General features: G+C 64.7%; 20 protein-coding genes. 1 reads left to right on the top strand and 19 read right to left on the bottom strand.

Annotated elements, in window-relative coordinates; genetic code table 11:
- Positions 1-12: 12 nt before the first annotated feature.
- The 8 genes from CK224_RS11100 to CK224_RS11065 all read right to left on the bottom strand — a co-directional run bounded on the left by CK224_RS11100 (position 13) and on the right by CK224_RS11065 (position 7,155).
- The gene (locus CK224_RS11100) at positions 13-390 is read right to left on the bottom strand and encodes a hypothetical protein (protein ID WP_095781783.1); all 378 of its coding nucleotides are present in this window, start codon (positions 388-390) and stop codon (positions 13-15) included.
- An 11-nt stretch (positions 391-401) separates the two neighbouring features.
- Positions 402-689, bottom strand: a complete 288-nt coding sequence (locus tag CK224_RS11095) for a hypothetical protein (RefSeq protein WP_095781782.1) — start codon at positions 687-689, stop codon at positions 402-404.
- Positions 690-988: 299 nt separating this feature from the next.
- Complete coding sequence (locus CK224_RS11090) at positions 989-1,720, bottom strand: helix-turn-helix domain-containing protein (protein ID WP_095781781.1); 732 nt, start codon at positions 1,718-1,720, stop codon at positions 989-991.
- Between the two features lie 189 nt (positions 1,721-1,909).
- A complete protein-coding gene (locus CK224_RS11085) occupies positions 1,910-2,695 on the bottom strand; it encodes a glucose 1-dehydrogenase (RefSeq protein ID WP_095781780.1) in 786 nt (261 codons plus the stop codon).
- Positions 2,696-2,707: 12 nt separating this feature from the next.
- A complete protein-coding gene (locus CK224_RS11080) occupies positions 2,708-3,472 on the bottom strand; it encodes an SDR family oxidoreductase (protein WP_066988928.1) in 765 nt (254 codons plus the stop codon).
- A gap of 108 nt (positions 3,473-3,580) precedes the next feature.
- Positions 3,581-5,089, bottom strand: a complete 1,509-nt coding sequence (locus CK224_RS11075; RefSeq protein ID WP_095781779.1) for a sugar ABC transporter ATP-binding protein — start codon at positions 5,087-5,089, stop codon at positions 3,581-3,583.
- 27 nt (positions 5,090-5,116) lie between these two features.
- The gene (locus tag CK224_RS11070) at positions 5,117-6,055 is read right to left on the bottom strand and encodes a sugar ABC transporter substrate-binding protein (RefSeq protein WP_095781778.1); all 939 of its coding nucleotides are present in this window, start codon (positions 6,053-6,055) and stop codon (positions 5,117-5,119) included.
- Between the two features lie 113 nt (positions 6,056-6,168).
- Positions 6,169-7,155 carry an ABC transporter permease gene (locus CK224_RS11065; protein WP_066989390.1) on the bottom strand — a complete coding sequence of 329 codons (987 nt, stop codon included), beginning with the start codon at positions 7,153-7,155 and terminating at the stop codon, positions 6,169-6,171.
- A gap of 239 nt (positions 7,156-7,394) precedes the next feature.
- Here CK224_RS11065 and CK224_RS11060 point away from each other — a divergent pair, with 239 nt between their 5' ends.
- The gene (locus CK224_RS11060; protein WP_095781777.1) at positions 7,395-8,357 is read left to right on the top strand and encodes a sugar-binding transcriptional regulator; all 963 of its coding nucleotides are present in this window, start codon (positions 7,395-7,397) and stop codon (positions 8,355-8,357) included.
- Between the two features lies 1 nt (position 8,358).
- Here CK224_RS11060 and CK224_RS11055 read toward each other — a convergent pair whose 3' ends face one another.
- The 11 genes from CK224_RS11055 to CK224_RS11005 form a co-directional block, all read right to left on the bottom strand.
- The gene (locus CK224_RS11055) at positions 8,359-9,846 is read right to left on the bottom strand and encodes an FGGY family carbohydrate kinase (protein WP_095781776.1); all 1,488 of its coding nucleotides are present in this window, start codon (positions 9,844-9,846) and stop codon (positions 8,359-8,361) included.
- 120 nt (positions 9,847-9,966) lie between these two features.
- Positions 9,967-11,289, bottom strand: a complete 1,323-nt coding sequence (locus tag CK224_RS11050) for a homoserine dehydrogenase (RefSeq protein ID WP_095781775.1) — start codon at positions 11,287-11,289, stop codon at positions 9,967-9,969.
- A gap of 327 nt (positions 11,290-11,616) precedes the next feature.
- Complete coding sequence (locus CK224_RS11045) at positions 11,617-13,638, bottom strand: ABC transporter ATP-binding protein (RefSeq protein WP_245425888.1); 2,022 nt, start codon at positions 13,636-13,638, stop codon at positions 11,617-11,619.
- Positions 13,631-14,515: an ABC transporter permease gene (locus tag CK224_RS11040; protein ID WP_095781973.1), complete on the bottom strand. Its 885-nt coding sequence runs from the start codon at positions 14,513-14,515 to the stop codon at positions 13,631-13,633. The genes CK224_RS11045 and CK224_RS11040 overlap by 8 nt, the downstream gene beginning before the upstream one ends.
- A complete protein-coding gene (locus CK224_RS11035) occupies positions 14,512-15,450 on the bottom strand; it encodes an ABC transporter permease (RefSeq protein WP_278057229.1) in 939 nt (312 codons plus the stop codon). The genes CK224_RS11040 and CK224_RS11035 overlap by 4 nt, the downstream gene beginning before the upstream one ends.
- Positions 15,451-15,535: 85 nt before the next feature.
- Positions 15,536-17,200: an ABC transporter substrate-binding protein gene (locus CK224_RS11030; RefSeq protein ID WP_095781773.1), complete on the bottom strand. Its 1,665-nt coding sequence runs from the start codon at positions 17,198-17,200 to the stop codon at positions 15,536-15,538.
- 326 nt (positions 17,201-17,526) lie between these two features.
- Positions 17,527-18,630 carry a mandelate racemase/muconate lactonizing enzyme family protein gene (locus CK224_RS11025; RefSeq protein ID WP_095781772.1) on the bottom strand — a complete coding sequence of 368 codons (1,104 nt, stop codon included), beginning with the start codon at positions 18,628-18,630 and terminating at the stop codon, positions 17,527-17,529.
- A gap of 39 nt (positions 18,631-18,669) precedes the next feature.
- Positions 18,670-19,350 carry a GntR family transcriptional regulator gene (locus CK224_RS11020; protein ID WP_095781771.1) on the bottom strand — a complete coding sequence of 227 codons (681 nt, stop codon included), beginning with the start codon at positions 19,348-19,350 and terminating at the stop codon, positions 18,670-18,672.
- Positions 19,351-19,511: 161 nt separating this feature from the next.
- Entirely contained in the window at positions 19,512-20,666 is a 1,155-nt protein-coding gene (locus CK224_RS11015; RefSeq protein ID WP_095781770.1) for an efflux RND transporter periplasmic adaptor subunit, read from the bottom strand.
- Positions 20,667-20,680: 14 nt separating this feature from the next.
- Entirely contained in the window at positions 20,681-23,875 is a 3,195-nt protein-coding gene (locus CK224_RS11010; RefSeq protein ID WP_095781769.1) for a multidrug efflux RND transporter permease subunit, read from the bottom strand.
- Positions 23,869-24,105, bottom strand: a complete 237-nt coding sequence (locus CK224_RS11005; protein ID WP_095781768.1) for a hypothetical protein — start codon at positions 24,103-24,105, stop codon at positions 23,869-23,871. Before CK224_RS11005 ends, CK224_RS11010 begins: the two co-directional genes overlap by 7 nt.
- Positions 24,106-24,160: the final 55 nt, after the last annotated feature.

The following is a 24,160-nucleotide window of genomic DNA, read 5'->3' as shown; positions in this document are numbered from 1 at the left end:
CGTGTTCCCGGGTTACTTGCCGTCGAACTTCTCGTTGATCACATCGCGATATTCGCGATCGGAGGCGCGGAACATGAAGACGAAATAGGCGATCAGCACCACCGCCATGATGATCAGCGTCGGCCAGTCGATGATGTAGTGGAAGCGGTTCTGGATGATGTCGTGGGCGGTCTCCGGCGTGTAGCCGAGCTTTTCCCAGATCGAGGCCATGGTCGCGTTCTGGCCGAGCGCTTCCCAGGTCTTGGCGTCGAGCGCGTCGATCGATTTCGCAGCACCCGCGAGGCCGAGTTTCAGCGGCAGCCAAAGCGCCACGAAGATGGCGACCACAACGACGGCGATGTCGAAGACCTGACCGGCCTTGCTCTGCTCCGGCGGAATGTAGCGGGACATGCTTTCTCCCTTCAGGACTGGCGGTTGCGGAACGCGTCGGCGTTCTTGATGTCGAGGCCGTAGATGAAATCCTTGTCTTCCTTGTAGTGGTTGAGCATCGCCAGGATGGCGGCGGTGTTGAAGATCAGCACCGCCGCCGCGGCGATCACCACCACGACCTTGATCCCGCTGTCGGGGATGTAGGCCCAGGTCATCAGGAGGACGAAGAGGATCGTCGCCCAAAGGCAGACGATCAGGAGCACCGATCCGCGCACATCGGAACGGTACAGCGCTTCGATGCGCTGCTTGAGGTCGGACATCGGTTTTTCCCCTTTTCTCGACGTCCGGCCCCGTAATCGACCGGGCGTCACTCTTTCAACAGAGTGAAATTTTTTTCATAAGTTCTGCCCGAACCGCGAAGTTGTCAAGCCGGTTTTACGTTCGGTAAACGGTTTGGGGATCCGCCGCAGGATTGCCTGTGGATAAAACTATTTGCCTGCAGGAAAATTACCGCGGGCGGCACAGCGCCGGCACGAGCTGGTGGAAATGCCATGGAAATGCTTCGCGAGGTCGGATCCTCGACGAATGCGTCACTGAACGATGTCCGGGTTCGGGTTGGTCAGGTCGTGCTGTTCTGCGGATAGCAGATGATGGAGAGATAGCGCATCGGCAGCTGTGTCAGTTCTTCCGGCCCATGCGGCGCATCGGCGTCGAAGAACAGGCTGTCGCCTGGCTTCATCGGATAGAGATTGCTGCCGTGCCGGTATACGACCTCGCCCTCGAGCATATAGAGGAACTCCATCCCTGCATGCTGGAAAGTCGGGAACACGTCGGAGTCCTCGGTCAGCGTGATCAGATAGGGCTCGACGACCACGCCGCTGGTGTTGGCGCCGATATGGCCAAGCAGATTGTACTGGTGGCCGGCGCGTGTGCCGCGCCGCTCGACGTCGACGCCTTCGCCGGCCCTGACGAAGACGGCGGCGCGCTCTTCCTCGAAGCGGCGGAAGAAGGCGGTGACCGGCACGCCGAGCGCCCGCGACAGCGCCTGCAGCGTGGTCAGCGACGGCGAGGTGATGCCGTTCTCGATCTTCGACAGCATGCCCAGCGAAATGTCGGTGGCGGCCGCGAGATCGGCGACGGTGATGCCGAGCTTCTTGCGGAAGGCGCGCACCTCATGGCCGATCGCTACCTCCAGCACTTTCTCGCGCGTGTCGCGGACCGCGTGCGGATTCTGCGTCAGCGGCGCGCGGATGGTTCGCACGGTTCGCCCGTCCGCCGAGACGCTCTTCGGCAACGGCTTGGCTTGGTCGCTCGCGCCGGAAGGCTTGGTGTCGGTCGTCTTCTTCGCCATGGCGCCCCTCAACTTTCCGCCGACTTATTTCACTCGAGGTGAACATATTCGGTGGCGATACAGGAGCGCAATCACGGCGGCAAGCCATCTTATATTGCAGAACCTGCGATGAAATCGGCTGTCGCGACCCGGCTGCCTGGGTCGCAGGCGAGGCTGGCGCCTCAGGCACTCAACCCATCGCAGGCCTTCTCACGACATGATCAGGCCGCCGTCGACATTGATGGTCTGTCCGGTGATGTAGGCCGCGTCATCGCTGGCGAGAAAGCTGACGAGCCCCGAGACGTCTTCGCCGCTGCCGGCGCGGCCCATCGGGATGTTCTTCACCCATTCCGCCATCAGCTCGCCCGGCTTGTAGTCGCCGAGCAGCTTGCCCCATGCGGTGTCGTTATAGGCCCACATGTCGGTGTCGATGATGCCGGGGCAGATGGCATTGACGGTGATCTTTTCCTTGGCCACTTCCTTGGCCAGGCTCTGCGTGATGCCGACAACCCCGAATTTCGACGCCGCGTAATGCGGCGTGTAGATGAAACCCTGCCGCGCCTGGCCGGACGCGGTGTTGATCAGCCGGCCGCCTTGGCCGTGCTTGCGCATGCGCGCGATCGCTTCCTGGCAGCACAGGAACACGCCTTTCGTGTTCACCGCCATCACCTTGTCCCACTCGGATTCCGTCATCGCCTCGATTTTGGCGATGGTGATGACGCCGGCGTTCTGCACCGAAATGTCGACCCGACCGAATTCATTCTCCGCGAGATCGTAAAGCGCTTCGACCTCGTCCTTCTTCGTCACGTCCATGCGCATCGAGGCGACCTTCGTGCCCGCAGCCTTCAGGCCGGCGGCGACCTCGTCGACGCGCGGATCAATGGCGCTGATCACGACCGCAGCACCTTCCGCCGCGAAACGCTTCGCCATGGCCGCACCGATGCCGCCGCTGGCGCCTGTGACGATTGCCGTCTTTCCTTCGAAACGCTTCTGCACTTTTTCTTTCTCCTACCAGCAGACGAAGCCGCCATCGACGATGAGGTCGATGCCGGTGACGAAACTCGCGGCCCGGCTCGCCAGGAACACGGTCGGCCCGACCATTTCCTCAGGCGTCGCCATGCGGCCCATCGGCGTGTCGCGCTCGAAGATTTTGACCTGCTCGGCGACCTCCGGCCGCTTGTTCATCGGCGTCAGCGTGTAGCCGGGGCTCACCACATTGACGCGCAGGCCGCGATCGGCCCACTCCATGGCGAGGCTCTTCGACATGTGGATCACCGCCGCCTTGGACGAATTATAGTGCGCCTGCGTCAGGCCGCGGTTGACGATCGAGCCGGACATCGAGGCGATGTTGATGATCGAGCCTTTGCGGCGGGGCAGCATGACGCGCGCCTCGGCCTGGCAGGACAGGAACACGCCGCTGACATTGACGTCGTAGAGCTTCTGCCACTTCTCCATCGGCAGCGTCTCGGCGGGTTCGGCACCGGCGACGCCGGCATTGTTGACCGCGATCGTCAGCGCGCCGAGTTCCTTTTCGATGCGTTCGACCGCTGCCGCGAGATCGCTCTGCGATGTGACAGTTCCGGTCAGCACCAGCGCCTTGCGGCCGAGCGCCCTGATCTTGTCTGCCGTGTCTTCCAGACCGCCCTTCGAGCTGTGGCCGAAGCAGGCGACATCGGCGCCGGCTTCCGCCAGACCGATGGCGATCGCTTGACCGATGCCGCTGCCGGCGCCCGTCACCAGCGCCACGTCGCCATCAATATCGAACAGTTTCATCTTTCTCCCTCTCCCTGAAAGAAGGGGCGCCAGCCCTGCTGGCGCCCCGCGCGGTCCGGTGCTTGGGAGGCTATCACCTGCTGCGCTTTATTCCCATCTGCCGTGCCCTCAGCTCGTGGCGAGTTCCATCACGGCGACATTGCTTGCTTCGTCGCGATCGAGGATGCCGCGCTGGCGGCCGCGGCTCAGCACCAGAACCCGGTGCGAAAGCCCCAGCACCTCCTCGAGGTCCGAGCTCACCACCACCACGGCCATGCCCGAGCGGGCGAGGTCGGCGATGACATCGTAGATCGCCGCGCGGGCGCCAACGTCGATGCCGCGCGTCGGCTCATCGAGGATGAACACCTTGGGCGGCCGCGACACCCATTTGGCGATGATCACCTTCTGCTGGTTGCCGCCGGAAAGTTTTGAGACTGCCTGGTTCGGCCGACCCTTGACGCCGAGCCTCGAAATGCCGGCCTCGGCGAACCTCTGAACCGCTTTGGGAAACACCCAGCCCTTCGGTGCGACATGATCGAAATTGCCGATGGCGAGGTTCTCGCCGATCGTCTGCTCCAATACGACGCCCTGTTCCTTGCGGTCCTCCGGCACCAGCACGACGCCGGCCCTGATCGCCGCCGCGGGGCCGCTGAGATGAACAGGCCGGCCCGCGACCCGCACCGCGCCGGACGAGATCGGATCGGCGCCGGCGATCGCCCTGACCAGCTCGGTGCGGCCGGCGCCGATCAGCCCGGCGATGCCCAGGATTTCGCCCGATTTCACCGCGAACGAAACATTGTTGAAGCTGCGCTCCGGCGAGGACAGGTTCTCGACTTCGAGCACTGTCTCGGTACCCGGCGCCGACAGCTTCGGGAACATGCGTTCGACGCTGCGTCCGACCATCTGCTCGACGACCGTGCGCACCGGGATGTCGGCGCGCTCGTGCCGGGCGACGATGCGGCCGTCGCGCATTACCACCACACGGTCGGCGATCTGAGCGATCTCGTCCAGCCGGTGGCTGATATAGATGAAGGACATGCCTTCGGCCTTGAGCTTGCGGATTTGCTTGAACAGCAGCTCCGTCTCCTCGCCGCCGAGCGCGGCGGTCGGTTCGTCGAGGATCAGAAGCTCGGCATTCAGCGTCAGCGCCTTGGCGATCTCCACCTGCTGCTGTGCCGCGACGCGCAGCGTGCGCACCTTGCGCTCCGGCGAGACGTCGAGGCCGAGGCGCTTCAATTGCGCCGAGGCCTTCGCGTTCATGGTTGCCCGGTCGATGCGGCCGCGCCGCATCGGCAGCCGCCCGACATAGACATTCTCCGCCACCGACAGGGCCGGCAGCAGCTTCAATTCCTGATGGATCATGCCGACGCCGGCCTCGATGGCCGCGGCGGGATTGGCGGGGGAATAGGGCTTCCCCCGCCAGATGATGGTGCCGGCATCAGGCTTGGTCGAACCGGCGATGATGTTGGACACCGTCGACTTCCCGGCACCGTTCTCGCCGAGCAGCGCCACGACCTCGCCCGGCCGCACCTCGAAGCTCGCATCGGCCAGGACCTGCACCGGTCCGTAGCTCTTGCAGAGGCCGTTGACGAAGAGCCCGTTATGCGGGCCTTCACTATGGCGAGGTTCAGTGGACATCGTGGCGCTCTCTCAACGGTTGCCGCCTTACGGATGCTTCTCGATGAATTGCGCGACATTGTCCTTGGTGGTCAGGGTCGCGTCCTGCAGTTGCTCGGCCGGCAGCTTCTCGCCCGCCACGATCTTGATGGCCGAATCGACGGCTAGCCGGCCCATGCCCTGCGTCTGCTGCGTCGCGGTGACGTCGAACACGCCCTCCTTCAGCGCCTTGAGCGCCGCAACGTCGCCGTCGAAGCCGGCGATCCACACCTTGTGGTCGGGGTTGGCGACCTTGACCGCCTGCGCGGCGCCCAGAGCCAGCGCGTCGGCCTGGCCGAAGATGATCGAGACATTCGGATGGGCCTGCAGCAGGTCCTGCGCCAGCTTGAAGCCTTCGTCCTGGTGCCACTGATCGCTCCAGAGCTCGCCGACCACCTTGATATCCGGATAGGCCTTGAGCGCCTCGCCGCAGCCCTTGGAGCGGTCGACTTCCGGCGTCGTGCCCTTCTGGCCATGGATGATCACCATCTCGCCCTTGCCGCCGGCCTGCTTGGCGATGTAGTCGCACACGCTCTTGGCCGAGTTGACGCTGTCGGTGGCGATGAAGGTGTCGCCGGGCGCGCCGTCGGCGTTGCGGTCGACATTGACCACCGGGATGCCGGCGGCCTTCGCGGTCTTGGTCGGCACCGTCGCGGCGGTGGCGCCGGCCGGGATATAGATCAGCGCGTCGATGTTCTGGGTGACGAGGTCCTGCACCTGGCTGACCTGCGTGGCCGAATCGCCCTTGGCGTCGACGGTGATGACCTCGATGCCCTTCTCCTTGGCATAGGCTTCGACCGACTGCTTGATCTGGTTGAAGAAGTCCGCCTGCAGATTGGCGACGGCGAGGCCGAGCTTCTTGGCGTCCTTGGCCGAGGCGGCATCGGACAGGCCGAGCAGCGGGACAATGGCCGCGGCTGCAAGCAGCAGTGAACGTTTGGTCAGCATGTTTTTCCTCCGTTGGTGTTCAATCTGTCCGCCTGCGCATCGCGGCGCCCTCGGCCGGACAGTCCCAGTCTCGGATCGACCGATCCGTTCCGCCCGGACATCCGGGCGAATTCCTATTGGCGGCGCCGCCGCCAGGTATCGGTGGCAACCGCCAGCGCGATCACCACGCCGATCACCACCTGCTGGATGAAGGGTGACACGCCGAGCAGGTTGAGGCCGTTGCGCAGCACGCCGATGATGAGAACGCCGATCGCCGTGCCGCCGATCGAGCCGATGCCGCCGGAAAGGCTGGCGCCGCCGATCACCACCGCGGCGATCGTGTCAAGCTCGTAGCCGACGCCCGAACTCGGCTGCACGGAATCGAGCCGGGCCGCGAGCACGATGCCGGCCAGTCCCGCCAGCAGTGCGCAGATTGCGTAGACCCAGTTGGTCAGCGACTTCACCGGAATGCCGGAGAGGCGGGCAACCTCGGCGCTGCCGCCGATCGCGTAGAGGCTGCGGCCGGTGGCGCGGTAATTGAGGAAGATCGCGAAGACGATCGCCAGCACGATCATCAGCCCGACGGTGACCGACAGGAAGCCGAAGTGGCGCACGATCGAGAGGTTGGTGAACCAGTCGGGAAAGCCGACGATCTGCGAGCCGTCGGTGATCATGTTGGCGAGGCCGCGCGCCACCGACATCATGGCAAGCGTCGCGATGAAGGGCGGCAGTTTCGTCACCGTCACCAGCAGGCCCGACACCAGGCCGCAGAGGGCAGCGACGACGAGCGCCGCGGCGATGCCCGCCGGGACGCCGAGATTGAGATAGTCGGGATAGGCGACATAGCCCATCACCATCGAGGCCAGCGCCAGCACCGAGCCGACGGAAAGGTCGATGCCGCCGATCAGGATGACCAGCGTCATGCCGATCGCCATGATGCCGAGGACGGTCACCTGGTCGAGCACGTTGAGGATATTGCGTACCGTCAGGAAGGTGTCGGTGGTCAGCGCCAGCGCCAGGCACAGCAGCACCAGCCCGATCAGCGGTCCCATCGTTCCGGCAAACAGCGCCGAAAGCTTCGCACCGGAAGCGGCCTGCGCGGCGCCGGTGCCAGCCTTCAACTCGCTCGTCTCGTTGCTCACGGCCACTTCGTCTCCTCCGTCAGCGGGCAGGCGTGCCTTGCCTTCCGCTCTTGTTCACCAGGCATCCTCCCTTGTGAACAATTTATCTTTGACCTGCAATTTTGTTCAGCTAAAACGTTCATCAGAAAATTGTCAAGTGCCGCGCAGCCATTCGGCGGCAGTTTGCGTGAACCGACAGTTTGCCATAGGGAAGTCGAGCGCATACGGAGGCATAAAGCATGGCGGTGATCGAGAACGACAAGGTCTCGCGTTTTCCGGATGCCGAGCTCAAGGCCCGAGCCGCCTGGCACTATTATGTCGAAGGGCTGACGCAGGAGCGGATCTCGGAGATCCTCGGCGTCGGCCGTATCAAGGTGCACCGGATTCTGTCGGCCGCGCGCGAGGAGGGCGTCGTCCAGTTCCGCATTCGCGACAGCGTCGTCGAATGCGTGCAGCTGGAGGAACGCCTGAAGCAGCGCTTCGGCCTCAGCCAGGCGGTAGTCGTGCCGTCGGCTGCCGACAGGAGCAACGCGCCGCTGATGATCGGCCATGCCGCCGCCGCCTATCTCGCCGACAACGTCAATGCGGGCGACGTTATCGCACTGGGTTGGGGCAGGACGCTGAAATTCGCCATCAACGAATTGCCCAGGCGGCCGATCGCCAGGACCACGGTGGTCTCGATGCTTGGCGGCCTCACCCATGCGCAGCCGCTCAATCCGACCGAGAGCGCCTGGGAATTCGCCGAGAAGATCGGCGCCGAATGCTATCTGCTGCCCGTGCCCGTCTATGCCGACAGGCCGGAGCAGCGCGATGCCTTCATGAGCCAGCGCAGCGTCCAGGATGTGGTCTTTAGGGCGCGGCGCGCGAACATCGCGGTGCTCAGCGTCGGCTCCTTTTCCAACGACAGCCCGATCGCCAATTACGGTTTCATCAAGCCCAGCGAATTGGAGGAATTGCAGGCGGCGGGCGCGGTCGGCGATATCCTCTGCCACTTCATCGATGCCGACGGTCGCATCGTTGACCATGAGGTCAACCGCCGCGTCTGCGCCTACCCGCTGCAGGATCTCTCCGACATTCCGACCACCATCCTGGTGTCGGGCGGGCGGGAGAAGATCGCCGTCATGCGCGCCGCACTTGCGAATACGAAGGTCTCGGTGCTGATCACCGACGAAGACGCGGCCAAGGGGCTGCTGAGCCGGTAGTTCAGGTAATCGCGCCGAGCCGCGTGTGGATATCGCGTGTCGCGTGATAGAGATCACGATAGACTTCTTTGCGTGCGCGGTAGGTCGGAACAAGCGCCTCGACAGGATCGACCTGGCGTGCCGGCCGTGCCGCCATCGCCTTTGCCGCTTCTTCCGGTGACGCGAACCAGCCGATTGCCGAGGCCGCGAGCATGGCGGCTCCCAGCGCCGCTGCTTCGTTGACCGGCGAGACGAAGAGCGGGCGCTCGAGCACGCTCGCCATGATTTCCATCAGCAGTGCGCAATTGGTGCCGCCGCCGGCCGCGATCATCGCGTCGGCCTTGCCGGTCTGTTCCTCCATCGCCTCGGTGGCGATCGCCTGCTCCAGCGCTATGCCCTCCAGCACCGCGCGGAAGAGATGCTTTGGCTCGTGATCGAGCGACAGGCCGACGATGGCGCCGCGCGCCGAGCCGTCCCAGTAAGGGCTCATGACGCCGGCCCAATAGGGCATGACGAGCAATCCGTCGCTGCCTGGCGCGACTTCCTTCGCAGCTCTCTCCAGCACCACGGCCGAAGGCGCGCCGGTGGTGCGCACGATCCAGTCGACCAACTGCATGCCGGAACGCAGCACCGTCTCCAGCATGAAGCCGGAGCCGGTCGGCGAGACCAGCGTGCGGAATGCATCCGACGTTATCACCGTACCCGAATAATTTCCGCTGACGACGCCTGAGCCCAACGACAGATAGCTTTTGCCGGGCCCGTAGACTCCCATGCCGAGGCCCATCGCCTGGCCGTCTCCGGCGCCCGCAATAACCGGCGTGCCGGCCTTCAGGCCGATCGCCGCCGCGACGCTTTCCGACAACGTGCCGCAGACCTCCCCAGGGGCTACCAACATCGGCAGTTGCTCCGGCCGCAGGCCCGCCGCCTCGACGAGTCGGGGGTGCCAGACGCCATGCGCGATGTCCAGCAGGCCGAGCGGATCGGCGCTCGCCGTGCTGGTGACCAGTCGCCCCGTGAGCCGGTGGACGGAGAAGGCGTGCACGTCGACCAGCGCGGCCGCTTCCGCCAGCGCCTGCGGCCGGTGCTCCATCAGCCAGGCCAAAGCGTAGAGCGCCGGCGTCGGGTCCGGCGGCTTGCCGCTCCAGTCGCGGATCGCCTCGCGGCCGAGTTCTTCCGAAAGCCGCGCCACCTGGCGGCGGGCGCGTTCGTCGAGCCACAATATGGCGGGGATGAGCGGCTTGCCGGCGTTGTCGATCAGCGTGAAGCTCTCGCGCTGGTGCGCGATTGAGATGGCTTTCACGCGTGAGGCATCGATCGCCTTGGCGACTTGTTGCAGCGCCGACAGCAGCGCCGCCCACCAATGCTCGGCGTCCTGCTCGAAATGGCCGGGCGCCGGATTGGAAAGCGGATAGGTCTCGCGTGCCTGGAAAAGCTCCGAGCCGTCGCGCGCGAAAGCGATCGCCTTCACGGCGGTCGTCGAGGCGTCGATCCCGATTACCACATCGTCCATCAGGCTGGGATCCGGAGGGTTAGAGCATGTCGCGCAAAAGTGTGCAGCGGTTTTGCGAAAACGACATGCATAAAAAGGACCTAAAGCGCGTCGCCTGGATCCGTTTCCGCGCGACGCGCTTTAGGCCGCGTTGGTTACGAACCGTCCGTCCGACTGGTCGAGACGACGGCGGATCTGGGTTATCACCATCGAATCGTCGGGTACACAGTTTTCATAGGTCAGGAAGTCGCCGGCCTTGACCGGCTTCACCACCTTGGCGCGTTCGGCAAGCCCGAGCGGCAGCGCGCCCTTGGCTCGCGCGTCCTCCCAAGTCATGGCGAAGCCGCGGTAGTCGTTCTCGCCGATCATGCCGAGCGACTGGCCGGTGCCGAGACTGGTCTTGGCCACCGCCACCGCCTCGGCCACCGGATGATCGAGCGGTTCCATGTCGGCGCGCTTGTAGACCACGGCGCGCGCCGCCGACAGCGGCACTTCCAGGCTGGTGAGGTGATAAGGGCGGAAGATCGTGAAATAGGGGCCCTTGCCGACCTTGAGGTCGATCATGCGCTCCAGCACGCGCGGATGCTTGGTTTCGATGATGCAGAACACGCCGGGCGCGACGCCCTTGCCGATCGAATAGTCGACAACGCCCTTGCGATGAAGCACGCCGCCATCCTCGCACGGGCAGAGCACGCTGGCGAGTTCTTCTAGCGTCGCGGTAGGGCCGTGCATGCCCGGCACGTCGGGCACCAGTCCCGTCGCGTTGGCGATCGCCACCATCTCGATTGCCGTCTTCGAGCCGTCGACGAACTCGACCAGCATGCGCGCATTCATGTTGCGCTCGGCCGCCTCCTTCTCGTAGTCGGCCGGCACGGCGTCGAACTTCAGCGGATTGTTCTTGCCCTTGCCGGCGGCAACGATATTGAAGCCGAGGCTTTTGGCGAAGCCGATGATCTCCAGCGTGCAGGCAGGCTCGTCGCCGGCCGCACCTGTGTAGACGACGCCGGCCTTGCGCGCCTCTTCCTTCAGGAACCGGCCGATGGTGATGTCGGCCTCGACATTGAGCATGACGATATGCTTGCCGTTCTTCATCACCTCGAGCGCGAACAGCGTGCCGATGTTGGGATTTCCGGTTGCGTCGATGATCACGTCGATGCGGCCGGCGGCGGCGAGCGCATGCAGGTCCTCGGTGACCGCGATCTTTCCGGCCTCGATGGCGCGATCGATGGCCGGGGCATTGGGCGCCTCTACGATATCGGAGCGGTCATGGCCGGCAAGCAGCGCCGCATCGATCGCCGCCTGCGGCCTGACCTCCGAAATGGCGCCGATGCGCATGCCCGGCATAAGTGCGACCTGAACGACGATATCCGTTCCCATCTGTCCGGCGCCGGCGAGACCGATGGTGATCGGTCCTTGTTTCTCAGCGCGCTGCAGGAGTTCCGCTGCGAATTGCGGATGGGACATGTCGCTTCCTCCGGTCCTTGGCGCGCCGCCCGCGCCGCAATCACTCTTTGAACATTCCTATGACCGTTTGAAAAATATTTCAACTGACATTTCGGCGGTGTCTTAGGATTGAGCTCAAACGAGACTGACGATGCGGGGAGAGGGAATGTCCGGCAGGATAGAGGGAAGGCGCGAGGGAGCCCTATGCGGCGTTCGAAACGAGGTTCCGCCCGGCCGGACGTTGTGGACGTCCCTAACGGGGCAGCGCGATGGTGTCAGCGCGCTTGCCGCCCTGCGCCAGCCATCGGCGCAGCGAATCCAGCAGGCGCGGCCGCTTTCTGGCGGCGACTATGCCGGCTCCACGGCCCTCGGCTTCTGCAGCCTTGCCAACTCCGCGAAAGGAATATGGCAGCGGATTGTGTGCCCGGGCTCGGCCTCGCTTAGTTCCGGCTCCTGCGTCTCGCAGATCGCGCCGATCTTGCGCGGACATCTCGTGTGGAAGACGCAACCCGTGGGCGGGTTGGCCGCGCTCGGGATTTCGCCGTCGAGGCGGATGCGCGAGCTTTCCGTCCGGTCGAGTTTCGGAACGGCCGACAACAGAGCTTCCGTGTAAGGGTGATGCGGGCCGGAAAACACCGCTTCCGACGGTCCGAACTCCATGATGCGGCCGAGATAGAGCACCGCGATCTTGTCGGACAGATAGCGCACCACGCCGAGGTCGTGCGAGATGAAAATGTAGCTGACGTCCTGCTTCGATTGCAGGTCGGCCAAGAGGTTGAGGATCGCCGCCTGCACCGACACGTCGAGCGCCGAGGTAGGCTCATCGCAGACGACGATGCGCGGATCGCCGGCGAAGGCGCGGGCGATCGCCACGCGCTGCTTCAGACCGCCCGAAAGCTGCCGCGGCTTGACGGCCAGATGCCGGTCGGTGAGCCGCACCGAGCGGACGAGCTCTTCGAGGCGCGTTTCCAGCGACTTGCCGGTGAGCCCGCCCAGCCGCTTCAAAGCGCGGCTGAGGATATGCCGGATCGAATGCGAACGGTTGAGCGCCGAATCCGGATTCTGGAAGACGATCTGCACCGCCTTGACCTGCTCCTCCGAGCGGCTGGCAAGCCGCGGCGCCAACTGCTTGCCCTCCAGTTCGATGCTGCCGCCCTCGTCCGGCGGCACGAGGCCGAGCAGCAGCCTGGCGAAGGTGGTCTTGCCGCTGCCGGACTCCCCGACCAACCCGAGCGTTTCGCCGGGCCGGAGGCTGACTGAAACGTCCTTCACCGCCCTCAATGCACGGCCATGGCTGGCATAGGTCTTGTTCAGTCCCTCGACCTGCAGCACGGGCGGCGCCTGCTTCGGCGCGACGGCGGCAATTTCGGCGGGTGTCGCGCGCGGCAGCGACTGCGCCTTGTCGTGATAGTGGCAGCGCGACAGCCGGCCGCCTCCAAGCTCATAGAGCGGCGGCGGCTCGCTGCGGCAGCGCTCCGTCGCCAGCGCGCAGCGGTCGGCGAAGGCGCAGCCGACGATCGTAGCGCCGATGCCGGGCAGGAAGCCGGGGATCGTGTCGAGCCGGCCCTGGTCCTTGCGCTGGCCGCCGCGCGGCAGGCAGCGCAGCAAGGCGACCGTGTAGGGATGGCGCGGATCGTTGAAGACGTCCTTGGTCGAGCCTTCCTCGACCAGCATGCCGGCATAGAGCACGCCGACCCGGTCGCACATGTTGGAGACCACGGCGAGGTTGTGGCTGATGAACAGGATTGAGGCCGAAAGCTCGCGGCGCAGTTGCGCGATGAGGTCGAGCACTTCGGCTTCGACCGTGGCATCGAGACCCGTCGTCGGCTCGTCGAGGATCAGCATCGAGGGGTCGTTGGCCAAGGCCATCGCGATCGCCACGCGCTGCTGCATGCCGCCGGAAAGCTGGTGCGGGTAGCGCTGCATGACACTGGCCGGATCCGAGATGCGCACAAGATTGAGCATCGCGATCGCCTTGTCGCTCGCCGCCTGTCCCGACATGCCGGCAAGCTCGAAGATCTCGGTGAGCTGGCGGCCGATGCGCAATGATGGATTCAGCGCCTTGCCGGGATCCTGATAGACCATGGAGACACTTTCCGCGCGGGCGCGTCTGAGCGCCTCGGCATCGAGCTTCATCACATCCTGGCCGTCGAGCGCGATCGAGCCGCCGGTGATCGAGCCGTTGCGCGGCAGGTATCGCACCACGGCCAGCGCCGCGGTGGACTTTCCGCAGCCGGATTCGCCGACCAGCCCATAGGCCTCGCCGCGGCCGATTTTGAAGCTGACATTGCGCAGCACCGCCCGGTTGCGGCGCCCGACGCGATAGGCGACCGAGAGATCGTTGAGCTCGAGCGCGTTCCTGTCAGTCATTGAACGCTCCATGGACGCCGTCGGCCACCAGGTTGACCCCGATCACCAGCGAGGAGATCGCCAGCGCGTCGAACAGCACCGTCCACCAGAAGCCGCCGCCGATCATGCCGTAATTGCTGGAGATCGAGAGTCCCCAGTCGGGCGAGGGCGGCTGGATGCCGAAACCCATGAAGGAGAGCGTGGCGACGGCGAAGATCGCATAGCCCAGACGCACTGTCGTCTCGACCAGGATCGGCGGGATCACGTTGGGCAGGATCTCGACGAACATCGTGTGCAGCGCGCCTTCGTGGCGAAGCTTTGCCGCCGCGACATAATCGAGCTCGCGTTCGGCCAGCACCGCCGAGCGCACCGTGCGGGCGATGATCGGTGCGAAGCTCAAGCCGATGACGACGATGACGGTGATCTTGGAGGTGCCGAGCGCAACGATGGCGAGCAGTGCGATGATCACCACCGGGATTGCCATGAACGCTTCGAGGATACGGCTGACGATATCGTCGACGATGCCGCGGAAATAGCCGATGACGAGCCCGAGTGCGGTGCCGGCAATGGTCGCCAGAATCGTGGCCAAAGGTGCCACCGTCAGGATATCGCGCGAGCCGACGATGACCCGCGAGAAGACATCGCGGCCGATCTGGTCGGTCCCGAACCAGTGCTCGGCCGACGGTGGCGCCAGCGCGTTGATGATGTCGTCGGCAAGCGGATCGTAGGGGACGAAATGTTCGCCGAACAGCGCGCAGACGATCCAGAACAGGACGATGCCGAGCCCGGTCAGGAAGGTCCCCGATCGCAACAACGAATGCAGCACCTCGCCCCAGGGGCTGCGCTGTGTCGCGGCGTCCGGCGTTGGCAGGTTCGCGGGTGTGTCTGTCGCGCTCATTGCTCCGCTCCCAGCCGGATGCGCGGATTGAGCACCGAATAGAGGAAATCGGCGATCAATGTGGCCACAGCATAGACGATGCCGATGGTAAGAATGCCGGCCTCGAGCATCGGAAAATCCTTGCCGCGCGCGGCGGTGAAGATCAGCGAGCCGATGCCCTGGTAGCGAAACAGCGTCTCGATCACGACAAGGCCGCCGATGAGGTAGCCGGTCTGGGTTGCGATGACTGTGATGGTCGGCAATAGCGCGTTGCGCAGCACATGCCGCCAGATCACCGTGCGCCACGGCAGACCTTTAAGCACCGCGGTGCGCGTATAGTCGGAATCGAGCGCCTCGATCATCCCCGACCGCGCCATGCGAGCGATATAGCCGAACAGCACCAGAAACAGCGGCAGCGACGGCAGGATGAGATAATAGAGCTGGGTGAAGACGCCGGCACCCTTCGGCCAGGCCGCCGCGATCGGCAGCCAGCGCAGCCAGACGCCGAAGATCAGGATCAGGATGATGCCGGTGACGAACTCGGGCAGCACCGTCACCGACAATCCGCCGAGGCTGATGATGCGGTCGAGCGGCCGGTTGAGGTTGAGCGCGGCGATCACGCCGCCGAGGATGCCGATCGGCACCACCAGCACGAAGGCGACAAGCGCCAGCTTCATCGAATTTCCCAACGCGTCGATGACGAAGGGCGCCACCGGCGCGCGAAAAATGTAGGACGTGCCCATGTCGCCATGGAGGAAGTTCCAGATCCAGCTTCCGTACTGGACGAGCAGCGGCCGGTCGACGCCGAGCGAGTGATTGAGCGCGTCGACGGCGCGCTGGTCGGCAAACGGCCCCAATATCGCGCGCCCGACATTGCCGGGCAGCACCTGGCCGCCCAGGAACACCATGACGCTGAGCAGGAACAGCGTCACGAGCGACAGAGCCAGGCGCCGGATGAGGAAGCCGAGGATGGCGAATACTCCTATTGGAGCCGGCTCTCCGTCGAGAGCCGGCCGTCAGGGATAAGCTTGCTCCCTCGCGTCAGGCTTTCGAAGCCTTTTCGAGGAACAGCTGCGACATGGCGGTGGGCTGCACGCCCGCCACGCCTTTCGCCGTCGCAGTCAGGTAGTCGTAGAAATAGCCGAAGATCACCGGCGTTTCCTCGAGCAGCAGCTTCTGGATCTTGCCGGCAGCAGCCTTCTGCGCCTCGAGGTCGAGGGCCGCGATATAGCTGGTCGCCAGCTGGTCATAGTCCTTGTTCTTGAAATGCGCGGCATTCCAGGTGCCTTCGCTCTTCAATGGCGCCGCGAGATAGACGTTCGGCACGCCGCGGTGGCCGTAGTCGGTGATGCCCATCACCGAATCCAGCCAGTTCGATTTGCCGAACACCGCATCGCCGTAATACGCGCTCTGGTCGAGGATGTTGAGCTCGAGCTCGATACCGATCTCCTTGACCCAGTTCTGGATCAGCTGCGCGTATTCGGGGATTTCCAGATAGCGCTCGGTGGTCAGCGTTATTTTGAACCCCTTGCCGGCGCCGGCCGCTTCCATCAGCTGCTTGGCCTGCGCGATGTCCTGCTCGCGCTGCGGCACGCTGGTGTCCGTCGACGGATAGACCCCGGCGAACGGGCCGTCATTGCCTTCCTGGGCGCGGCCTTTCATCAGGCCGGCGACCAACTTCTTGCGATCGATGCTGAGCGCGATGGCGCGGCGTACCCGCGGGTCCTTCATCGGACCGTCGTCGCAGCGTAGATGCAGTTGCTGATGCGCCGACGATTTCAGGCTGATGACGTTCACGTTCGGGTCGTTGAGGACGGCGACGCCCGCCAGCACCGGCATCTGATTGATGATGTCGATCTGGCCGCCCTGTAGCGCTAGGATCTGCGGCTGGATGTCGGTGAAGAAGGTGAATTCGGTGCGCTCCGGCAGGGCCTTTTCGCCCCAGTAGTTCTCATTGCGAACGAAGGAGGCGCCGACTTTGGGCGTGTACTTCTCCAGCTTGAACGGCCCGGTGCCGTCGAAGCTCTTTTCGTAATCGCCCTTGTAGCTTGCCGGGATGATGACGGCGTTGTAGTTGTCGGACGACAGCATATAGGGGAAGTTGCCGTTCGGCGCGTCGAGGTGGAATTCCACCGTGTAGTCGTCGACCTTCTTGCTGGCGCCCTTTGAGAGGATGCCGCTGAACACCGACAGCGCGTTGGAGGAGTTGGCGGGATCGGCAAGCCGGTCGATGCTGGCCACAACGTCCTCGGCCTTCATCTCGCCGCCTGAGTGGAACTTGACGCCCTTGCGCAGCGTGAAGGTCCACACCGAGCCATCGGCATTCGGCTTCCAGCTTTCGGCGAGTGCCGGCTTGAGCACCAGGTCGGGGCCGTCGACGCAGAGGAATTCGGCGACCTGCTGCATGACGAGCAGGCCGCCGGCGTCGGCGATGGTGACCGGGTCGATCGCGGCGGCCGGCACGCTGCTGCCGACGCGGATGGTGGCGCCCGGCGCGCCCTGGGCGCGGGCAAGCGAGGGCGCCGCGCCGAAGCCGGCGGCCATGCCGATGCGGCCGAGAAGCGGCAGCGACAGGCCGAGTAGGCTGCCGTGGCGCACGAAATCGCGGCGGCTGACGCGGCCGTCGATGAGCCCGTCAATGAGGTGATTTTCAAGCGGCGTGCGGTTGCGCCGGATGAGATCGAGAACGCGGTAGTTCTTGCTCATGGGTCTAAACCCTTTCCCCAGTTCTTGTGGTTGGCGAGTGCATTTCGGTTGACGACATTCCGTGGAGTTCTCCGGTCCCGGCCATCGTCAAGAATTCGGTCGAACGAACTGTAACATGCAGTTTGGTCCGGTCCATCCGCTCCTTGAAGCGGAAAAGTCAGATTTTCTTGATGCATGCCTAGCTCGGGCTCGCAGCCCCGATCGAAATCGTGGCCGCCTCTATTCGGTATTTGCCGGTCTCCTTTCCTTTTGGCGATCTCCCAGTTCAGGTCAGCGAAAAGCCTGCTAGCCGGATAGGCGTTGCCGCGCTGCTTCCGATCTTCATCTCAGCCGATCTCGAAGAACGGCTTGCCGAGCAGGTCCGGCACCACGTCGATGCCGAGCCCGGGGCCGTCGGGAATGCCCATGCGGCTGCCCGCGACCGGCGGCTTGTTGGAGGCGGTGCGCACCGTCACCCATTCGTGGAAGGCGATCGCATGCAGACGGCGCTCTTCCGGCGTCGACAGCGACAGATGCGCCATCGCGGCGGTGTCGATCTCCGCGCCGCCGGTGTCTTCGACGGTGATCATGAAACCGAGATCGACGGCGACGTCGCGGATCAGCCGCGTCTGCGTCACGCCGCCGAGGCGCGAGATCTTCAGCGTCAGCCCATCGGCTGCGCCTAGGCGTTGGATTTCCAGCATCTCACCCAGCGAGGTGACGGACTCGTCGAGCACCATCGGCTTGTCGAGCATGCGGCGCACCGACATATTCTCCGCGATCGTCGTGCAGGGCTGCTCGAATGTGTAGTCGATGCCGCGCGTGGCGTCGGCGAACTGGCGCGCCTGGTAGGGCGTCCAGCCGGCATTGGCGTCGCAGAAGATCACCGTGCCCTTCGGCACGGCTGATGCGACGGCGCTCACGCGCTCGATATCGTCACGGACATTGCCGCCGACCTTGACCTGCAGCCGATGGTAGCCTTCGGCAACGATGCGCTTGGCAAGTGCCGCCATGTGGTCGACCGTGCCGTGGGTCACGACCCGGTAAAGTTCCGCCGTCTCGCTCTCGCGGCCGCCGAGCATCGCTACCAACGGCACGTCGGCCGCACGGGCAGCGAGATCCCAGCAAGCCATGTCAAGCGCGGCTTTGACGTAGGGATGGCCCTTAAACACCGTGTCCATCAACCTGCCGATGCCGGCCAGCCCGCGCGGGTCATGGCCGATGAGATGCGGCGCGATCTCCGGCACGCCCGCGCGCGTTCCCGCGGGAAACGCGGCCGAGTAGAAATTGCCGAGCGGCGCCATCTCGCCCCAGCCGGTCACGCCTGTGTCGGAAGTGATGGCGACGATCACCGCATCGAAACAGTCGGCGACCCGGCCCTTGGACATGCGGTAGGGCCCGTCCACGAAGGGCTGCACGACATGGTAGGCTTTTATGCTCTTGATCTTCACGTTTGTATCCGTTTGTCCGCGGGTTTGTCAGGCGCCCTTCTATGCGCGCTTTTCGAGGCTGCGCGCATAGGCAAGAAGCGCTTCGAAATCGTTGTCGATATGCTCGCGGGCATGGCGCTGGGCGGCGCGCATGTCCGTGCCCTTGAGCAGCGCCACATAGGTTTCGTGCAGGTCCTCGGCCGGTACCGGCTCGTTCCGCGCACGCTGGTGCAGGGCGAAATACATTTGCAGCCGGCTGGTCAGCCGCTGCCAGGTTTCGAGCAGCACCGAATTGTCGGCCCACTCATAGACCAGCCCGTGCAGCTGCAGCGCCGTCTCGATCTGGCGCGTGGTGTCGAGCGCCCGGGTCGCCTGCTTCACCGCTTCGTGGCGGCGGTCGAGCTCGTCGAAGAAGCGCTGGTCGCGCTGCGGCCAGGCGAGCTCGATGGCGAAGTCGTCGAGCACCTTGTTGAGGGAATAGGCGTCGACGATGTCCTTGGCGGCGACGTCGACCACGAAGGTTCCGGCATAGGGAATGCTGGTCAGGATACCTTCCTGCACCAGTTCGCGCATCGCCTCGCGCAGCGGCGCGCGGCTTACCCGCATCTGCTCGGAAATTCTGAGTTCGTTGAGCTTCTGCCCAGGCTCCAGCTGGCCGGTCAGAATGGCGCGCCTGAGCAGCGCGACGATTTCGGCCCTGCGCGTCGTATCCGCGATCGGACTGAAATCCAGCTTTGACATGTGGGCCACTCCGGATGAACCGACTGCAAGACAAGCAGGTTGTCGACAATCCAACAAGAGGATGGCTATCGTTTTTTCGCGGATGGCAGGCGCGCAAACAAAACGGCGCCCTCGATGTGGGGTGTCGAGGGCGCCGTCGGACCGGGACTGATGGGGGACTATCAGCTGGCCGGTTTCGTTTCCGGCAAGGGAGAAACCGGCATTCCGGGTCCGATCTTCTGCAAATTGCCGGTGATCACCTGGTCGCTCTCGGAGATGCCTGAGGTGACGGAAATCAGATCGCCGTCGGTCGGGCCGAGCGACACCAGCTTCTGGTCTACAGTGTTGTCTTTGCCGAGGACGTACAGGTATTTGCCGAGCTGGCTGGAACCCAGCGCCACCTGCGGCACCATCAGCGTATTGGGCTGCTCCTTCACATGCAGCCGCACGCGCACATACTGCCCGGGCAGCAGCGCGAACTTGGCGTTGCCGATCGTCGCCCGCGCGGTGATCGTGCCGGTCGAATGATCGATCGTGTTGTCGATGAAGGTGAGCTGGCCCTTCTGGCTGGGCTCGGTCTCACCGGGCAACAGCACGTCGACCGCAATCGGACCGTTGGCCTTCGCCTGCTCGATCTGGACGAGGTCGGTCTCGCTCGGATTGAAGGTGACGTAGATCGGGTCGAGCTGCACCAGCGTGTTGAGAACCGTGCCGGCGACGCTCACCAGGGTGCCGACCGAGGCTTGGTTGCGGCCGATCCGTCCGGAGAACGGTGCCTTGATCTCGGCATAGCCGAGATTGAGCTCGGCCGTCCGCACCGCCGCCTGGTCGACCGCGAGGGCGGCTTCGGCCGTGCGCAAGTTGCTGGTGCGCTGGTCGAAGCTGTCCTTCGCGAGGTACCCGGCCTTGGCAAGGTCGGTCCCACGGCCCAGATTGGACCGCGCGTATTCGAGCGCTGCCGCGTCGCGCTGCACCTGCGCCTTCGCCTGGTCGAGCGCTGCCTGGTAGTCCTCGGGCGCGATCCGGTAAAGCAGGTCGCCCTGCCTGACGTCGCTGCCGTCCTGCGCCGTCTGCTCCTGCAGATAGCCCGGCACGCGCGCCTGCAGGGTGATGTTGCGGATCGGCTCGACGCGCGCGGCGTAGTCGAGATAGATCGGCAGCGTCTTCTTGACGACGTTCACCACCGGGACCGGCATGACGAACGCCTTGGGCGCAGGTGCCGCGCCCGCCGTGCTGGCGCTGAGGCTGAGATTGCCCATGTCGAGCAGGTGCACGCTTGCCACCGAGATTGCGCCCAGCGCGACCGCCGTTCCCAAAGCGATTTTCCATTTACGCATGTTGGTCTCCAATCCTACTCGGCCGCCTGGGCGAGCCGGACGGGCTCGGCGGTCGGTTCAATCTCTTGTTGGTGCGGGGCATGGTGAGGCCCCGCGGCAGGTTCGCTCTCACCGCCGCGCTCGCGCAGCTTCTCGATCACCGCATAGAAGACCGGCACGAAGACCAGCGACAAGATCGTCGCCGCCATCATGCCGCCGAAGACGGTGGTGCCGATCGACTGCCGGCTGGCGGCGCCCGCGCCGGTCGCGAACATCAGCGGCAGCACGCCGAGGATGAAGGCGAAGGCGGTCATCAGGATCGGCCGCAGCCTCAGCCGCGCGGCTTCCATCGCCGCCTCGACGATGGTCAGGCCTTCCTGGCGGCGCCGTCGGGCGAACTCGACGATCAGGATCGCGTTCTTCGCCGCCAGGCCGATCAGCATGACGAAGCCAATCTGCGAGTAGACGTCGATCTGCATGCCGCGCAGCAAGAGCACGACGAAGGCGCCGAACAAAGCGAGCGGCACGGCAAGCAGCACCATGAAAGGCATCGCCCAGCTTTCATACTGCGCCGCCAGGATCAGGAAGACGAACACGATAGCCAGGCCGAACACGATCGAGGCGATCGATCCGGCCTGGAGCTCCTGATAGGTGATGCCGGTCCATTCATAGCCGAAATCCCGCGGCAGCACGTTTGCCGCCGCCCGCTCCATGGCTGCGACTGCTTGTCCGGACGAGAAGCCCGGCGCCGCGCCGCCGTTGATGAGGGCGGATGCATTGTTGTTGTAATGCGGCACCGTCTCGGGACCGACGATCGGCACCAGCTTGCCCAGTGTGCTCAGCGGCACCATCCCGCCGGACGCATTGCGCACGTAGAGGCGCGAGATGTCGTTCGCGTTCCCACGCGCGTCCTTGTCGGCCTGGATCGTCACCCGGAAGGTGCGGCCGAAAAGGTTGAAGTCATTGACGTAGAGCGAGCCGAGATAGATCTGCAGCGTGTTGAACACGTCGGGCAGGTTGAGGCCGAGCAGCTTCGCCTTGCTGCGGTCGAGGTCGTAGTTGAACTGCGGCGTCGAGGTCGAGAAGGACGAGAACAGCTGCTGCGGATTGAGCTCCGGCTGCTTGCGTGCTTCCGCGATCAACGCCTGCGTGACCTCGTTGAGCGCGGCGCTGCCGCGGCCCGAAAGGTCTTCCACCTGGAATTCGAAGCCGCCGGTCGTGCCGAGGCCCGGGATCGAGGGTGGATCGAAGGAGAGCGCAAACGCCTCCGGTATCTGCAGCAACTTGTTGCGCACCTCGGCGACCAGCTTCGATGCGTTCTGGTCTGGCCCGCGTTCGTCCCACGGCTTCAGGATGGCGAACTCCACCGCCGAGTTCGACTGCGCGGCGCTGGTAAGGAAGTTCAGGCCGCTGATCGAGCCGACGATGTCGACGCCGGGCGTGTTCTGCAGGATGTCGCGCGCCTTCTGCGCCACCGCGTCGGTGCGCTCCAGCGAAGCGCCGTCCGGCAGCTGGATGACGACGAAGAAATAACCCTGATCCTCCACCGGAAGGAAGGTCGAGGGCAGCTTCTGCCAGACGAAATAGGTGGCGACCAGGCCCGCCGCGAACAGGCCGAGCATGGCCCAGCGCAGCCGGATCAGAATGTGCACGCCATGCGCGTAGGCATGCGACAGCCAGTCGAAGCCGGCATTGAACCAGCGGAACAGCACGAACTGCGTTTCGCCGCGATGGCGCAGGAACGCGGCGCTCAGCGCCGGGCTCAGCGTCAGCGAGTTGAAGGCGGAGATGCCGACCGAGATCGCAACGGTAAGCGCGAACTGGTTGTAGAGCCGTCCCGAAACGCCGGGGATGAAGGCGACCGGGATGAACACCGCCATCAGCACCGCGGTGGTGGCGATGATTGGGCCAGTCACTTCGGCCATCGCCGCGCGCGTCGCGGCGAGCGGCTTGAGGCCGGCCTCCAGCTGTCGCTCGACGTTCTCGACCACGACGATGGCGTCGTCGACGACAAGGCCGATCGCCAGCACCATGCCGAGCAGCGAGAGCATATTGAGCGAGAAGCCCAGCATGTACATCACCGCCAGCGTCGCGATCAACGACACCGGGATGGCGATGGTCGGGATGATGGTGGTGCGCCAGCTCTGCAGGAAGATAAAGACGACAGCCACCACCAGCACCAGCGCTTCGCCGAGCGTGATCAGCACGTCATGCATCGAGGCCGAGACGAAGCGCGTCGTATCGTAGTGCATGGCGTAGTGGACGCCCTTCGGGAAGCGCGCCGACAATTCCTGCATCTTGTCCTTGACCCGCTGCTGCAGGTCGAGCGCGTTGGAGCCGGGCATCTGGTAGACGGCGAGCACCACGGTCGGGTCCTTGCCGAAGAAGGCCGATGACGAATATTGCAGCGCGCCGAGCTCGATGCGGGCGACGTCGCGCAGACGCACGAGCGAGCCGTTCTGCGAGTTGGCGCGCACGACGATGTCGCCGAATTCCTTCGGGTCGCTCAAACGGCCGACCGCATTGACCTGCATCTCGAAGGCGGTGCCGGCCGGCGCCGGCGATTGGCCGATCTTGCCCGCCGCCACCTGCACGTTCTGCTCGGAAATGGCGTTCTGCACATCGACGGCGGTGATGCCGAGATTGGCCAGTTTGTCCGGATCGAGCCAGACGCGCATCGAATAGCGCCGTTCGCCGAAAATCTGCACGTCGCCGACGCCGGGCAGCCGCTTCAGCGGATCGACGACCTGGAGATAGGCGAGGTTGCTCAGCGCCACCGGATCGACCGAGCCGTCGGGCGAGGTGAGGTCGACGATCAGAACGAAGTTCGGGTTCTGCTTCTTGATCGTGACGCCGCCCTGGTTGACGATGGCCGGCAGGGAGGATGCGGCCTGCGAGACGCGGTTCTGGACGTCGACGGCCGCCGTGCTCAGCGGATAGCCGACGTCGAATGTGATGGTGATGGTCGAGGAGCCGTCATTCGAGCTCGTCGACGACATATAGGTCATGCCTTGCACGCCGTTGATCTGCTGCTCCAGCGGCGTGGTGACCGTATCGGCCACCACCTGCGCGCTGGCGCCTGGATAATGGGCGCTGACCACGACCTGCGGGGGCGTGATGTCAGGGAACTGCGAGACCGGCAGCAGGAAATAGGCGATCGCACCGGCGAGCACCATGATGATGGCGATCGCCGATGCGAAGATCGGGCGGTGGATGAAGAAGTTCACCATGACGCGGATGCCTCGCCGAACGGTTTTGCAAAATGGCGCATGCGCCGGGCCCGGACGGAACCGGAATCCTCCAGGAAGGATGGCAGGACATCGTCCGGCGCCTGTGCCGCGGCGTGCGAGCGCAGCATCCGTTCGAAGGCGGCGGGATCGAGCCCATCAGCCTTCATCACCAGCCGGATCATCGGATCCCGGATGGCTTCGTCGATCGTCAGGTCTTTGCGCTTTTGCATAGGAGCGGCTCCTTGCTGCGGCCCGCATCGCATGATCACGGACCGCTTTTTCTCG

It is taken from the genome of Mesorhizobium sp. WSM3862 (assembly GCF_002294985.1).
Taxonomy (GTDB): Bacteria; Pseudomonadota; Alphaproteobacteria; order Rhizobiales; family Rhizobiaceae; genus Mesorhizobium.
This window is presented reverse-complemented; position numbering and strand designations above follow the sequence as displayed.

Bases quoted from the DNA above. Each gene is read 5' to 3' on its own strand.
- CK224_RS11015 (WP_095781770.1), bottom strand. From the start codon at position 20,666: ATGCGTAAATGGAAAATCGCTTTGGGAACGGCGGTCGCGCTGGGCGCA.
- CK224_RS11095 (WP_095781782.1), bottom strand. From the start codon at position 689: ATGTCCGACCTCAAGCAGCGCATCGAAGCGCTGTACCGTTCCGATGTG.
- CK224_RS11040 (WP_095781973.1), bottom strand. From the start codon at position 14,515: ATGAGCGCGACAGACACACCCGCGAACCTGCCAACGCCGGACGCCGCG.
- CK224_RS11100 (WP_095781783.1), bottom strand. From the start codon at position 390: ATGTCCCGCTACATTCCGCCGGAGCAGAGCAAGGCCGGTCAGGTCTTC.
- CK224_RS11020 (WP_095781771.1), bottom strand. From the start codon at position 19,350: ATGTCAAAGCTGGATTTCAGTCCGATCGCGGATACGACGCGCAGGGCC.
- CK224_RS11090 (WP_095781781.1), bottom strand. From the start codon at position 1,720: ATGGCGAAGAAGACGACCGACACCAAGCCTTCCGGCGCGAGCGACCAA.
- CK224_RS11055 (WP_095781776.1), bottom strand. From the start codon at position 9,846: ATGGACGATGTGGTAATCGGGATCGACGCCTCGACGACCGCCGTGAAG.
- CK224_RS11075 (WP_095781779.1), bottom strand. From the start codon at position 5,089: ATGTCCACTGAACCTCGCCATAGTGAAGGCCCGCATAACGGGCTCTTC.
- CK224_RS11070 (WP_095781778.1), bottom strand. From the start codon at position 6,055: ATGCTGACCAAACGTTCACTGCTGCTTGCAGCCGCGGCCATTGTCCCG.
- CK224_RS11050 (WP_095781775.1), bottom strand. From the start codon at position 11,289: ATGTCCCATCCGCAATTCGCAGCGGAACTCCTGCAGCGCGCTGAGAAA.
- CK224_RS11080 (WP_066988928.1), bottom strand. From the start codon at position 3,472: ATGAAACTGTTCGATATTGATGGCGACGTGGCGCTGGTGACGGGCGCC.
- CK224_RS11060 (WP_095781777.1), top strand. From the start codon at position 7,395: ATGGCGGTGATCGAGAACGACAAGGTCTCGCGTTTTCCGGATGCCGAG.
- CK224_RS11030 (WP_095781773.1), bottom strand. From the start codon at position 17,200: ATGAGCAAGAACTACCGCGTTCTCGATCTCATCCGGCGCAACCGCACG.
- CK224_RS11010 (WP_095781769.1), bottom strand. From the start codon at position 23,875: ATGGTGAACTTCTTCATCCACCGCCCGATCTTCGCATCGGCGATCGCC.
- CK224_RS11045 (WP_245425888.1), bottom strand. From the start codon at position 13,638: ATGACTGACAGGAACGCGCTCGAGCTCAACGATCTCTCGGTCGCCTAT.
- CK224_RS11005 (WP_095781768.1), bottom strand. From the start codon at position 24,105: ATGCAAAAGCGCAAAGACCTGACGATCGACGAAGCCATCCGGGATCCG.